At 69.0% G+C, this 12838-nt stretch carries 12 protein-coding genes and 1 tRNA gene; 6 read left to right on the top strand and 7 right to left on the bottom strand.

Going from position 1 to position 12838, the window contains the following annotated elements; genetic code table 11:
• Positions 1-37 precede the first annotated feature (37 nt).
• Entirely contained in the window at positions 38-586 is a 549-nt protein-coding gene (locus BS329_RS18250; RefSeq protein WP_076162354.1) for an RNA 2'-phosphotransferase, read from the top strand.
• Here BS329_RS18250 and BS329_RS18255 read toward each other — a convergent pair.
• Both BS329_RS18255 and BS329_RS18260 read right to left on the bottom strand, forming a co-directional pair.
• Complete coding sequence (locus BS329_RS18255; protein WP_076162356.1) at positions 583-1455, bottom strand: prenyltransferase/squalene oxidase repeat-containing protein; 873 nt, start codon at positions 1453-1455, stop codon at positions 583-585. The genes BS329_RS18250 and BS329_RS18255 overlap by 4 nt on opposite strands.
• Before the next feature lie 46 nt (positions 1456-1501).
• Positions 1502-2071, bottom strand: coding sequence for a TetR/AcrR family transcriptional regulator (locus BS329_RS18260; protein WP_076162358.1), 570 nt, complete (start codon positions 2069-2071; stop codon positions 1502-1504).
• Between the two features lie 160 nt (positions 2072-2231).
• On the opposite strand from BS329_RS18260, the gene BS329_RS18265 reads away from it, so the two are divergent.
• Positions 2232-4412, top strand: a complete 2181-nt coding sequence (locus tag BS329_RS18265; RefSeq protein ID WP_076162360.1) for an MMPL family transporter — start codon at positions 2232-2234, stop codon at positions 4410-4412.
• Positions 4413-4509: 97 nt separating this feature from the next.
• On the opposite strand, the gene BS329_RS44630 is transcribed toward BS329_RS18265, so the two are convergent.
• The 3 genes from BS329_RS44630 to BS329_RS18280 form a co-directional block, all read right to left on the bottom strand.
• Positions 4510-4755: a hypothetical protein gene (locus tag BS329_RS44630; protein WP_143253108.1), complete on the bottom strand. Its 246-nt coding sequence runs from the start codon at positions 4753-4755 to the stop codon at positions 4510-4512.
• A gap of 181 nt (positions 4756-4936) precedes the next feature.
• A tRNA-Arg gene (locus BS329_RS18275) sits at positions 4937-5009 on the bottom strand.
• Between the two features lie 66 nt (positions 5010-5075).
• Positions 5076-5513 (bottom strand): MarR family winged helix-turn-helix transcriptional regulator, encoded by a 438-nt coding sequence (locus tag BS329_RS18280; protein WP_076162364.1) that lies wholly within the window; start codon positions 5511-5513, stop codon positions 5076-5078.
• Positions 5514-5558: 45 nt separating this feature from the next.
• On the opposite strand from BS329_RS18280, the gene BS329_RS18285 reads away from it, so the two are divergent.
• The gene (locus BS329_RS18285; protein WP_076162366.1) at positions 5559-6683 is read left to right on the top strand and encodes an epoxide hydrolase family protein; all 1125 of its coding nucleotides are present in this window, start codon (positions 5559-5561) and stop codon (positions 6681-6683) included.
• Between the two features lie 151 nt (positions 6684-6834).
• A complete protein-coding gene (locus tag BS329_RS18290; protein WP_076162368.1) occupies positions 6835-7752 on the top strand; it encodes a cation diffusion facilitator family transporter in 918 nt (305 codons plus the stop codon).
• Positions 7753-7840: 88 nt separating this feature from the next.
• On the opposite strand, the gene BS329_RS18295 is transcribed toward BS329_RS18290, so the two are convergent.
• On the bottom strand, positions 7841-8554 hold the full coding sequence (locus tag BS329_RS18295; protein WP_076162370.1) for a DUF305 domain-containing protein: 714 nt from the start codon (positions 8552-8554) through the stop codon (positions 7841-7843).
• Positions 8555-8567: 13 nt separating this feature from the next.
• Positions 8568-9362 carry a DUF3105 domain-containing protein gene (locus BS329_RS18300; RefSeq protein WP_076162372.1) on the bottom strand — a complete coding sequence of 265 codons (795 nt, stop codon included), beginning with the start codon at positions 9360-9362 and terminating at the stop codon, positions 8568-8570.
• Positions 9363-9566: 204 nt separating this feature from the next.
• On the opposite strand from BS329_RS18300, the gene argS reads away from it, so the two are divergent.
• Together argS and lysA are read left to right on the top strand one after the other, a co-directional pair.
• Positions 9567-11222, top strand: coding sequence for an arginine--tRNA ligase (gene argS, locus BS329_RS18305; RefSeq protein ID WP_076162374.1), 1656 nt, complete (start codon positions 9567-9569; stop codon positions 11220-11222).
• A gap of 179 nt (positions 11223-11401) precedes the next feature.
• The gene (lysA, locus tag BS329_RS18310; protein ID WP_076162376.1) at positions 11402-12835 is read left to right on the top strand and encodes a diaminopimelate decarboxylase; all 1434 of its coding nucleotides are present in this window, start codon (positions 11402-11404) and stop codon (positions 12833-12835) included.
• Positions 12836-12838 lie beyond the last annotated feature (3 nt).

Below are 12838 nucleotides of genomic sequence, written 5' to 3' on the forward strand. Positions count from 1 at the left end.
CCACGCGGGTGCCGGATATGCGTCACTGTGACTCGAAATGGACAAGAAACACCTCATCCGAGTCTCGAAACGACTCTCCCGGCACCTGCGGCACGCGCCCGGTGACATCGGCATCACCCTGACCTCCGACGGCTGGGTCGAAGTCGGCACGCTTTTGGCCGCCCTGCGGCGCGACGGACTGCCCCTGACCCGGAACCAGCTCGCCGAAGTGGTCGAAGGTAACGACAAACAACGGTTCGCCTTCGATGAAAGCGGGTCGCGAATCCGGGCAAGCCAAGGTCACAGCGTGGACGTCGACCTCGCCTTGCCCGGCGCCACTCCGCCCGGCGTGCTCTATCACGGGACCGTGTCCCGGTTCTTGAGCGCGATCACGCACGAAGGGCTCCGCCCGATGAGTCGGCATGCCGTGCACCTTTCGGCAAACGTCGAGACCGCGCGCACGGTCGGGGGCAGGCGCGGTGTCCCGGTCGTGCTCCTCGTCGACGCGGCGGATATGGCGGCCGCCGGGCACGAGTTCCAGGTGAGCGCGAACGGCGTCTGGCTCACCGCGGCCGTTCCGCCGGAGTTCCTGCGCCGCCTCCCCTAGATCAGGCCGTTGGCCCGCAGGAGTCCCAGCGTGCTCACGGTGAACAGCCCGTTCCACTCCAGCGCGGCCGCGGGCGAATAGCTCGTGTAGTCGACGCGCCAGCCGCCGTCTTCGTGCTGAGCACCGGCCACCCGCCGCAGATCGGCTTCGATGACTCCGGGCGTGAAAAGCTTCCGCGCCGGGCCACCCGGTTCCGGCGCGAAGTCGAGCGGGCGCATGGCCTCGCCCTCGATCCCGCCGCCGACGGCGACCACGCCGTCGTCCGGGACGAACCTCCCGAGCTTCTCGACCAGGCGCGGGTCGCCGATCCGGTCCACCAGCTTCATCGCGAAAGCGAGCACGAGCGCGTGCGGCGCCTCCTCGATCTTCTCGATCGCGTCGAGGCAGTAGCGCGTGGCGTTCGCCAGCCACGGATGCGCGGCGACCGCCGGATCGTGCGAGGCGACGCTGTGCGCGGTGACCGCCACGATCGCGGTGATCTGCAGCGAGGACACCGAAGAGTCCGCCTCCGCCCAGAACGGCGCGCTGCCCGCCGGGTCCGGCATCGGCAGGGCGAACGGGATTCCGCCGTCGGGCAAGGAGATCGAGGCGAGCCAGTCGCAGAGTTCGGCCGCACGCGGGCTGGTCGCCGGGCCGACACCGGCGAAGACCTCGAAAGCGTGCAGCGCGCCACCGGGCTGGCTGGTAGCCGAGCGGCAATCCGGTTCGAGTCCGTGACCGTAGCCGCCGTCGGGATTGCGGTACCCCTCCAGCGCCGCGAGGGCGGCCGCCGGGTCACCGTCGCGGAAAAGGACCTCGAAACGGCGCTTGTCGAGCAGCCGGGCCTGGGTGGCCATGAAACCGGCCGCCGCCTTCAGATCGATGTTCATACCGACAGGGTCGCGCGGATCGCGGCGCCTGTCTTGAACACATCGGTCACGTGCGGCGGCGCGGGCGATTGTAGAGCTTGCGCCCGACGCCGAGGAGCGTTTCGCGCAGCGTCTCGTCGTCGAGCGGGGCGACCTCGGGCGAACCACCCGCGATGGCGATGCCCGCCAGCAGTACCTGAGCCGTCACGATCGCGGTGAGATCCGGATCCGGGCCGACCAGGACCTCCAGCAGCCGGTTCTTGAAGCTTTCCGAGCTGTGCACGGACTTCTCGACCGCGCGGGCGATGCCGGGGTCGCTGGAGAACAGCGCGACCAGCGCGCGGTGCCGCACCACGAGGTCGACGAACCCGTCGAGCAGATGGTCGATCTGCGCGCCGCGGGTGCGCTGGGCGCGGGCGTCGTCGACGATGCCCTCCAGCTCGCGCAGCACGGGCTCGGCGACGGATTCGGTGATCTCCGCCTTCGTCTTGAAGTGGTAGTAGACGGCGGCCTTGGTGACGCCGAGGGCGTCCGCGATCATCTGCAGCGAGGTGCCCTCCACGCCGTGTTCGGTGAACAATCGCAACGCCGTGCCCAGTAGTCGCGTGCGGGTGTCCTCCGCGTGGACGACGTCCATGTTCCCTCCTCGTTCAGCCGTCGGAGGTTACGTCACACGCGGCCGTCGAGCCAACCGAGTACTAGCCGTGCGGCTAGTCACATACTTGCTGCTCGGCTTGTTGGCCCCTAGCCGATCGGCTAGCTTGGAATGAACCTGATCGAGTGAACGGGAGACTTCTGTGGCCAGCTTCCTGTACCGCCTTGGCCGGTTCTCGTTCCGGCGCCGGGCACTGGTGGCGGCGGTCTGGGCCGTCGTACTGGTGGCCCTCGGCGCGGGGGCGCTGACCTTGTCCGGCCAGCTTTCGAACTCGGTGACCATCCCCGGCACCGAGTCACAGAAGGCGATCGACCAGCTCGCGGACCGGTTCCCGGAGGCCGCCGCCGGTGGCGCCACCGCCCGCGTCGTCATCTCCGCGTCCGGTGACATCACCGACGCGAACGGGCAGGCGGCGATCGCGGGTCTGGTGAAGGGACTCAAGGACGCGCCGAAGGTCGCCGGAGTGGTCAACCCGCTGGAGATGCAGGCGGTCTCGCCCGACAAGCACGTCGCGCTGGCCCAGGTCAGCTACCGCGTGCCGGGCTTCGAACTCACCGATGCCGACCGCGAGGCCCTGATGGCCACGGCGGATCCCCTGAAGGAGGCCGGGTACACCGTCGAGTTCGGCGGTGACGCCGTCCAGGCGATGCCCGCCACGAACGCCACCGAAGGCCTCGGTGTCGCCGTCGCCGCGGTCGTCCTGATCATCACCTTCGGCTCGCTGCTCGCGGCGGGGATCCCGCTGCTGACCGCGCTCATCGGCGTCGGCATCGGCATGGCGGGCATCACGACGGCGTCCGGTTTCCTCGAACTGAACACGAACACGCCGGTGCTCGCGCTGATGATCGGTCTCGCCGTCGGCATCGATTACGCGCTCTTCATCGTTTCCCGCTATCGGCACGAACTGACGATCGGCCGCGACCCGGAGGAAGCCGCCGGACGTGCCACCGGCACGGCCGGTTCCGCCGTGGTGTTCGCCGGGCTGACCGTGATCATCGCGCTGGCGGGCCTGACCGTCGTCGGCATCCCGTTCCTCGGCGAGATGGGCGTCGCGGCGGCGATCACCGTCGCCATCGCCGTCGTCATCGCGCTGACCCTGCTTCCCGCGATCCTCGGCTTCGCGGGCGGGAAACTGGCGGGCGGCAAGATCCGCTTGCGCCGTAAGGAAAGCGAGACCACGCACGGCGAGCGCTGGGCACGTTTCGTGGCCCGCCACCGGATCCCGGTGCTGATCGCCGCGATCGCCGGACTCGCGATCGTCGCCGTCCCGGCCGCGAGCATGCAGCTCGGCCTGCCGAACGACAGCACCGCCGCGCCGGACACCACTCAGCGCAAGGCGTACGACACCGTCAGCCGCAGCTTCGGCGAGGGCGCCAACGGCCCGCTGGTGATCGTCGTCGACCTGACGGGCAGCACCGACCGGCAGGCCGCGCTCCAGCAGGCCTCCACCCGGATCAGCGGCCTCGGGGAACGCCCGATCGTCACGCCGCCGAAGGTCAACCGGAACGGTGACCTGGCACTGCTGACCGTCATTCCGAAGAGTGGCCCGAGCAGCACCGCGACCGAAGATCTCGTCAGCGACATCCGGGGCCTGAACGCGCAACTGGGCACGGCCACCGGAGCGTCCCTGGCGGTGACCGGCCAGACCGCGGCCAACATCGACGTCTCGGAGAAGCTCGCCGACGCGATGTTGCCCTACCTCGCGCTGATCGTCGGACTCGCGTTCCTGTTGCTGATGCTGGTGTTCCGCTCGGTCGTGGTCCCGATGAAGGCGACGCTGGGCTTCCTCGGCTCCGTGGTCGCGACGTTCGGCGCCGTGGTGGCGGTGTTCCAGTGGGGCTGGCTCACCGACCTGCTCGGCGTGAAGACGACCGGGCCGATCATGAGCATGCTGCCGATCCTGCTGATCGGCGTGCTGTTCGGGCTCGCGATGGACTACCAGGTGTTCCTGGTGACGCGGATGCGGGAGGAGTATGTCCACGGCGCCGACCCGCAGCAGGCGATGGTCACCGGCTTCCGGCACGGCTCCCGCGTCGTGGTCGCCGCCGCGCTGATCATGATCAGCGTGTTCGCCGGGTTCGTCCTCGCGGAGTCCTCACTGATCCAGTCGATCGGGTTCGCGCTGGCGTTCGGCGTGCTGGTGGACGCGTTCGTGATCCGGATGACCATCGTGCCGGCGCTGATGTCCCTGCTCGGGCGCGGTGCGTGGTGGCTGCCGAAGTGGCTGGACCGCGTGCTGCCCGACGTCGACGTCGAAGGCGAGAAGCTCACGAAGCAGCTCGATGCTCCTGACGAGCGAGAGCTGGTCGACGCCTCGAAGTAGGTAGTGGAAGGGCCTGGTGCTCAGGTCGCGAAAGCCACTTTCGGGACATCAGACGTCGCGAAAGTGGCTTTCGCGACACGCCACAGTTGCCTTCCCCCTAGCGAAGATTCCGGGCGAAGGCACCGTCGAGCCAGCGGTCGACCTGACGCTGCCCGCGCAGGCGAACGATGACGAGGTCGGCAGCGCACGGATCGTCGCCGCGCAGGTGCCGCTCGCCCTGCGCACGATGCTGGTTTCGATGATGGAGCGTGCGGGCGAGATCGGCCTCAGACGAGCGCTGGGCGCCCGGCGCGGACATATCACCTGCCCGATTCGTCACCGGATCGGCCGTGCTCGGCTTCATCGGCGGGGCCAGCCTCGGCGTGCTCACCGTCGTGATCGCTGCGCTGATCAGGGACTGGACAGCGGTGCTCGGCCTGCTCCCCGGAGCGTATCCGGCGCCGCGTCGATCGAGCCTGTCGAAGCCCTGCGCGGCTGGAGCTGGAATATGCGTGTGAGTGCTGTTGGGGAACAGCGGATCAGTGTGCCCTCGGCAGGATTCGAACCTGCGACACCTGCCTCCGGAGGGCAGTGCTCTATCCCCTGAGCTACGAGGGCGTAGCCGCCTGAGCGACTTCGGAAAGCTTAGCGCACACCGTCCGGCGTCCTCGCGGGCGGTGGCCGTTAACCGTGGTGATGGTCCACGAGACGGGCGAGGAGCCGGGTGAGCTGCTCCCGCTCGGCGGGTTCCAGTGGTGCGAGGAAGAGATCCTGGGTCGCCGTGACCTGGTCTTCGAGGTGCTGGAGCCGCTGGACGCCGGTGGCGGTGAGGGTGATCAGGTTGCGCCTGCCGTCGGCGGGGTCGGGGGCGCGCTCGACGTGGCCCGCGTCGGCCAGTTCGTTGATGACGGCGACGACGTCGCTGCGGTCGATCCCGGTGGAGCGGCTCAAGGTGGCCTGGCTCGACGGCCCGTTTTCGTCGATGGCCGCGAGGATCCCGTAGTGGTACCGGCGGGCGCCGCTGCGGGCGAACTCGTCCATCGCGAGCCGGTGGGCAACGGTGGCGGCCTGGTTGACCAGCCAGCTGGCCTTGCCGCGAAGCCGGACGGGTGCGGTACTCATCGGGACAGCGTAGCGTTGGTGACACCAACGAACTGGGAGGACGTCGTGATCGAGCCGTTCGAGGTGCGGATCCCCGAGCCCGCCATCGCCGATCTGCGAGCCCGGCTGCGCGCCACCCGCTGGCCCGAGCCGGCCACCGTGGACGATTGGACGCAGGGAGTCCCGCTGGAGTTCGCGCGGGAGCTGTGCCGGTACTGGGCGGAGGACTACGACTTCGGTTTGGCCGGGCGGGTCAACGCTTTCCCCGGATTCAAGACCACTGTGGACGGTCTGGGCATCCACTTCCTGCACGTCCGCTCGCCGGAGCCGGACGCGACCCCGCTCGTGCTCACGCACGGCTGGCCGGGGTCGGTCGTCGAGTTCCTCGACGTGCTCGGCCCGCTGACCGATCCCGCCGCGCACGGGGGTGACCCCGCGGACGCGTTCCACGTCGTCGCGCCGTCGCTGCCGGGCTTCGGCTGGAGCGACAAACCGTCGTCGACGGGGTGGAACGTCGAGCGGATCGCGCGGGCGTGGGACGAGCTGATGGGCCTGATCGGCTACGAGCGCTACGCCGCGCAGGGTGGCGACTGGGGCGCCGGGGTGACGAACGTGCTCGCCAAGGTCGCGCCGGAGCGGGTGATCGCCGTCCACGTGAACATGGCGAGCGTCCCGTACGACGAGACCAAGCTGGGTGAACCGACGGCCGAGGAGAAGGCGGCCCTCGGCGATCTGGCCCGGTTCCACACGGGCGGGTCCGCGTACTCGCGGCAACAGGGCACCCGCCCGCAGACGATCGGCTACGGGCTCACCGATTCGCCGGTGGCGCAGGCGACGTGGATCGCCGAGAAGTTCCGGGAGTGGACCGACAACGACGGCTCGCCGGAAAGCGCGCTGTCCTGGCGGCAGATGCTCGACGCGATCTCCGTCTACTGGTTCACCGGGACGGCGGCCTCGTCGGCGCGGATCTACTGGGAGAACAAGGAGCGGGACGGTTCCGCGGTCGAGGTTCCTTCGGGTATCTCGATCTTCCCGCACGAGATCGTCCGGCCGTCCCGGCGCTGGGCGGAGCTGCGTTACACCGATCTTCGCTGGTACGAGGTGTTGGCCAAGGGCGGTCACTTCGCCGCGTTCGAGCAGCCCGACGTCTTCGTCGGCCAGTTGCGGGGGTTCTTCCGGTCCCTTCGGTAGCGGTGCGTGTCGGTTTCAGGTTTCGGGAAGGCCCTCCTGGGGGATGGCTTCCTTGTGTGGCTTAAGACAGGGTGAACTTAGGCTCACCTGTATTGCACATATGCGCATGTGACAATATATTCGGCCTGTCGACTTCACGAGAGGCGGAGCAATGGGTCACGGGCACGGGCATGGGACGGCGTCGCCGTCGAGCGCGTCAGGCCGCTACCTCAAGAGCTTGACGATCGCCCTGGTCATCGGCGCCTGCTTCATGGTCATGGAGTTCATCGTCGGGTTCGCCACGGGCTCGCTCGCGCTGATCTCCGACGCCGCGCATATGTTCACCGACGTCCTCGGCATCGGGATGGCGCTGGCGGCGATCATGCTGGCCAGGCGCAGCGGCCCGACGCTCACCCGCACGTTCGGGTTCTACCGGGCCGAGGTGCTCGCGGCGCTGGGCAACGCCATCCTGCTGTTCGGCGTCGCGGGCTACGTCGTGATCGAGGCGATCGGCCGGATCAGCGACCCGCCCGCCGTACCCGGCCTGCCCGTGCTGCTGGCGGCGGCCGCCGGCCTGGTCGCGAACATCGTGTCCTTCCTCGTCCTGCGCAAAGGCGCCGAGGAGAGCATCAACGTCCGGGGCGCGTACCTCGAAGTCCTCGCCGACCTGATCGGCTCCGTCGGCGTGCTGCTGAGCGGCGCGATCACCCTGCTGACGGGCTGGCGCTACGCCGACCCGATCATCGGTGTCGCGATCGGGCTGTTCGTCCTGCCCCGGACCTACGCCCTCGCCCGCCGCGCGCTGCGGATCCTGTTCCAGCACGCCCCGAAGGGGGTCGACGTCGCCGGGATCCAAACCGAACTGGGTGCGTTGAAGGGCGTCGAGGACGTCCACGACCTGCACATCTGGACGCTGACTTCGGGCATGGAGGTCGCTTCGGCGCATCTCACCATCGCGCCGACCGTCGAACAGGCCACGGTGCTGACCGAGGCGCAGAACCTTCTGGCGAACCGCTACTCGATCGAGCACGCGACCTTGCAGATAGAAGTGCCCCAGTGCGCGCGACGCTGCCGGGAACTCTCCTGGTAACCCCCACGACGCGTTTCGTCCTCTAGTTGCGGTAGTTCGTGAAGCCAACTACCGCAACTAGAGGACGAAACGCGAAAGGGGGGAGGCGTCAGGCGGGGAGCGGGGAGCCGCCGCGCTCCTGGAGCAGGCCCTTCATCAGGTCCATCTCGGCGCCCTGCGAGACGAGTATGCTCCGCGTCAGCGCCTTCACGTCCGCGATGGACGTGTGGTCGTTGCCGTACCGCGCCATCTCCGTCCCACCCAGGTGATGCCGCAGCATCAGCTGGAGGAAGAAGACGTCCATCTCCTTGCCGGTCAGCGACCGCAGTTTGGCCAGTTCGGCCGAAGTCGCCATCCCCGGCATCGGCGCGCCGTTCGACGGCTTCATGTCGACGCCCCCGTGCCCGGCGTGGCCGGACGGTTCGGTCATCCAGGTCATGTAGGCGCCGTTCGCCTGCTCGGGCTGGCCCCACAGGCCCAGCCAGCCCTTCATCCGGCCGACCTGGCCGGTCTGCGTGCGCTCGATGTCGAACGCGAGGGTCTTGATCGCCGGATCGGCCGTGTGGTCCCGCGCCCAGCCCGCCATGGTGACGGCCTGGAGGTGGTGCACCGACATGTCCTGCGCGAAGCCGACCTCGACCGAGCCCGCCCCCGGGATGGTCGGCTCCGCATCGGAGTCGGCCAACCTGGTCGTCAGGGCGCCGAAGCCGAAGCCCACGATCAGCATGACGACCAGGGCGGCCCCGATCACCAGCCACCGGCTCTTGGTCGAGCGCGGTACCTCGTCGCCGGGTTCGTCGACGTACTGGGGATCGGGGTCCATCCGGCTCACTTACCTACTTGCTCGCGGGCGCCGACGGCTGGGTGGCCGGGGGCTGCGACGGCTGGCCGGCGCCGGGCTGCCCGTCCTGCTGGGTGCCCGCGGTGCCCTTGTAGTCCATCGGCTTCGCGTCCGGCCCCGGCGGGGTCGGGTCGAACTCGCCCGGCTCGATCTGCGCGTCGCAGGTGGCGTCGCGCTCGGGGTAGGTGCTCGGGTTGGTGCGCAGCGCGGCGATGAACTGGTCGATCCGCTCGTCGCTGGCGCTGTCCAGCTTCAGCTGGTGGCCCCAGGACTGCAGCGAGATCGGCTTGTCGAGGTTCGGGTACGGCGACATCATGGTGTACGGCTTGCCCTCGACGCGGACCTTCAGCAGGTCGAGCGCCTCGCCGGTGACCTGCGCCGGGTTGTAGGCGATCCAGACCGCGCCGTGCTCGAGACCGTGGACCATGTTCTCGTTGCGGACGGCGTTCGGGTAGACGACGCCGTTGCAAGCGGCCCACGACTGGTCGTGCGGTCCGCCGTAGGGCGGCACCTTGTCGTACGCGACGCGCTCGGCGGCCGTGACGTGCGCCTGACCGGCGTATTCGTTGATGGCCACGCCGGAGATACGCTTCGACGGGTCCGGGTCCTGCGGCGAAGGCGTGAAGGCGGCGGCGGCCTCTTCACGGGTCTTCTGCTCGCGCTTCGGCGCCGAGGCGACCATGTAGTAGGTGACCACCGAGGCAGCCAGGACGACGATCGCGACGACCGCGATGATCGTGCCCCAGGGCGTGCCCTTCTTGGACACGACGGAGCTACGGGCGGCCTTCATGGCGTTCTTCGACGACGCGCCCTTTTTTCTGGTTGTCCCGTTAGCCATGGCTCCTGCGTTCTCCGAAGGGGGTGGTCCCTGCGCGGGCCAGTGTAGAGACCGCGAGTCTGATCACCGTGAACGCACCGGCCGATCACCGGCTTGGCTCACACCTTCCGGCGGTCGCTGCGGAGCCCGGACCAGGTCACACCTAGAATTCCGCGAGTGACTCCCGCAGCTCTCGCCGACCTGGTCCGTAACTCAGCCGTGCAGGTTCTCACCGCGCGCGGCCTCGACGATTCCGTGCTGCCGGAGAAGGTGACGATCGAACGTCCCCGCAACCCCGAGCACGGCGATTACGCGACCAACCTGGCGCTGCAGGTGGCCAAGAAGGCGGGGATGAAGCCCCGTGACTTCGCCGACGCGCTGGCCGAGGCCCTCGCCGCGGCCGATGGCGTCGACTCGGCCGAGGTCGCCGGGCCGGGCTTCCTCAACCTGCGGCTCGCCGCCGGCGCGCAGGGCCAGATCGTCCAGCAGGTCCTCGACGCCGGGGAGAAGTACGGCCTCGGTGACGAGCTGGCCGGGGTCAAGATCAACCTCGAGTTCGTCTCGGCGAACCCGACCGGCCCGATCCACCTCGGCGGCACCCGCTGGGCCGCGGTCGGCGACGCGCTGGGCCGGGTGCTGTCCGCGCAGGGCGGCCTGGTCACCCGCGAGTACTACTTCAACGACCACGGCGCGCAGATCGATCGCTTCGTGCGGTCGCTGGTCGCCGCCGCCAAGGGCGAGCCCGCTCCGGAAGACGGCTACGCGGGCGGCTACATCAACGACATCGCCGCCGAGGTCATCCGCCAGGAGCCGAGCGCGTTGTCACTGCCGGACGACGAGCGCGCCGAGACCTTCCGCCGGGTCGGCATCGAGCTGATGTTCACCGAGATCAAGCAGAGCCTGCACGATTTCGGCACCGATTTCGACGTCTACTTCCACGAGAACTCGCTGCACGAGTCCGGCGCCGTCGCGTCGTCGGTCCAGCGGCTGAAGGACTCCGGGAACCTGTACTTCTCCGACGGCGCCTGGTGGCTGAAGTCCAAGGAGCACGGCGACGACAAGGACCGCGTCGTCATCAAGAAGGACGGCAACCCGGCCTACATCGCCGGTGACCTCGCCTACTTCCAGGACAAGCGCAAGCGCGGTTTCGACCTCTGCATCTACATGCTGGGCGCGGACCACCACGGCTACATCGCCCGGCTGAAGGCCGCCGCGGCCGCGTTCGGCGACGACCCGGCCGTGGTCGAGGTGCTGATCGGCCAGATGGTCAACCTGGTCTCCGACGGCAAACCGGTCCGGATGAGCAAACGCGCGGGCACGGTGATCACCATGGAGGACCTCGTCGGCACCGTCGGTGTCGACGCGGCCCGCTACGAGCTGATCCGCTACTCGGTCGATTCCACTCTGGACATCGACCTCGACCTGCTGCGCAAGCACTCCAACGACAACCCGGTCTACTACGTCCAGTACGCCCACGCGCGGCTGGCCTCCTTGCAGCGCAACGCTTCCGACCTCGGCCTCACAACCGATGGCGATGTCGACTTCGGTCTGCTCACGCTGCCCGCCGAGGGCGATCTCATCCGCACACTCGGCGAATTCCCCACCGTCCTCCGCCGGGCGGCGCAGCTGCGCGAACCGCACCGCGTCGCCAGGTACCTCGAAGAACTCGCCGGCGCCTACCACAAGTGGAACGCCGTCGGCCGGGTTCTGCCGAAGGGCGACGAGGAGACCACCCCCCTCACGTTTTCCCGGCTCGCGCTCTGTGAGGCGACCCGCCAGGTGCTGGCGAACGGCCTCACCGTGCTCGGTGTCTCTGCTCCGGAACGCATGTGATGGCAGGCGGAGCTGAGGTGTTCCCCGGAACCCGGCCGAGCACAACAGCCGCGCCCCGCCCGAAGGGCTCGCCAACGCGGAGGCAGGGCGTCCTCCGAGCGCAAGGCAACTTTTCCGACCTAACTGACGCCCTGGCTACGCGTTCGCGATCGCGCGGCCTCAATCGAGCGGAGTAATCGATGGCTCACCCCGCGGGCCCCCGCCACGCCGACGTCTACCCCCACGCCGACGCCTCCGGTTTCCCGCCGTCGAGTCCCGCGGAACTCGACCGGCTGTACCCGAAGGTCTGGCCCCGCAACACCTTCCGCGGAGGGGACGGCGTCGTGCGGATCGCGGGCGTCGACGTCCGCGAACTCGCCGAGCAGTACGGCACGCCGCTGTTCGTGGTCGACGAGGCCGACTTCAAGTCGCGCTGTGCCGATTACGCCGAGGCGTTCGACGACCCGGCGCTCGTGCACTACGCGTCCAAGGCGTTCCTGTCCATCGAGATCGCCCGCTGGGTGGCCGAGCAGGGGCTGAGCCTGGACGTGTGCAGCGGCGGCGAACTCGCCGTCGCGCAGCGCGCGAACTTCCCGGCCGAGCGGATCACCTTCCACGGCAACAACAAATCGCTCGCCGAACTCGAAGCGGCCGTGGAGGCGGGCGTCGGCACCGTGGTGGTCGACTCCTACTACGAGATCGCGCGGCTGGCCGATGTCGCCGCCCGGCACGACGTCGTGCAGAACGTGCTGATCCGGGTCACGGTCGGCGTCGAGGCGCACACCCACGAATTCATCGCGACCGCGCACGAGGACCAGAAGTTCGGCTTCTCGCTGGCTTCCGGTGACGCGGCCGAAGCCGTGCGCCGGGTGCTCAACGCGCCTTCGCTCAAGCTGATCGGCCTGCACAGCCACATCGGGTCGCAGATCTTCGACGCCGACGGTTTCGAGGTCGCCGCCCGCCGTGTGGTCGGTCTGATGGCCGAACTCGCCAAGGAGCACGGCACCGACCTGCTCGAGCAGCTGGAGATCGTCGACCTCGGCGGTGGTTTCGGTATCGCCTACACCGACAAGGACAACCCGCCGCCGCCCGCGCAGATGATCACGCAGATCCGTGAGATCGTCCGCAAGGAATGCGAGTACGCGGGCCTTCCGGTGCCGAAGATCGCCGGTGAGCCCGGCCGTGCCATCGCCGGTCCCGGCACGATCACGCTGTACGAGGTCGGCACCATCAAGGACGTCTCGCTCGGTGACCAGGCCGCCCGGCGTTACGTCAGCGTCGACGGCGGGATGAGCGACAACATCCGCACCGCGCTCTACGACGCGGTGTACGACTGCCGTCTCGTTTCCCGCTCCGCCGACGACGACGGTGACGGCCAGGCCGCCGCCGCGCTGTCCCGGGTCGTGGGAAAACACTGTGAGTCCGGCGACATCGTCGTCCGGGACTGCTGGCTCCCCGACACTCTTGCTCCCGGCGACCTGCTCGCCGTGGCGGCCACCGGGGCGTACTGCTACTCGATGGCCAGCGGATACAACCGGCAGCCGCGGCCCGCGGTGGTGGCCGTGCGCAACGGCAGCGCCCGCGTGCTGCTGCGGCGGGAGACGACGGACGACATGCTGCGCCTGGAGGTCTAGCAA

Source organism: Amycolatopsis coloradensis, from assembly GCF_001953865.1.
Lineage (GTDB): Bacteria > Actinomycetota > Actinomycetes > Mycobacteriales > Pseudonocardiaceae > Amycolatopsis > Amycolatopsis coloradensis.

Bases quoted from the DNA above. Each gene is read 5' to 3' on its own strand.
- BS329_RS18250 (WP_076162354.1), top strand. From the start codon at position 38: ATGGACAAGAAACACCTCATCCGAGTCTCGAAACGACTCTCCCGGCAC.
- BS329_RS18255 (WP_076162356.1), bottom strand. From the start codon at position 1,455: ATGAACATCGATCTGAAGGCGGCGGCCGGTTTCATGGCCACCCAGGCC.
- BS329_RS18260 (WP_076162358.1), bottom strand. From the start codon at position 2,071: ATGGACGTCGTCCACGCGGAGGACACCCGCACGCGACTACTGGGCACG.
- BS329_RS44630 (WP_143253108.1), bottom strand. From the start codon at position 4,755: ATGAAGCCGAGCACGGCCGATCCGGTGACGAATCGGGCAGGTGATATG.
- BS329_RS18280 (WP_076162364.1), bottom strand. From the start codon at position 5,513: ATGAGTACCGCACCCGTCCGGCTTCGCGGCAAGGCCAGCTGGCTGGTC.
- BS329_RS18290 (WP_076162368.1), top strand. From the start codon at position 6,835: ATGGGTCACGGGCACGGGCATGGGACGGCGTCGCCGTCGAGCGCGTCA.
- BS329_RS18295 (WP_076162370.1), bottom strand. From the start codon at position 8,554: ATGGACCCCGATCCCCAGTACGTCGACGAACCCGGCGACGAGGTACCG.
- BS329_RS18300 (WP_076162372.1), bottom strand. From the start codon at position 9,362: ATGAAGGCCGCCCGTAGCTCCGTCGTGTCCAAGAAGGGCACGCCCTGG.
- lysA (WP_076162376.1), top strand. From the start codon at position 11,402: ATGGCTCACCCCGCGGGCCCCCGCCACGCCGACGTCTACCCCCACGCC.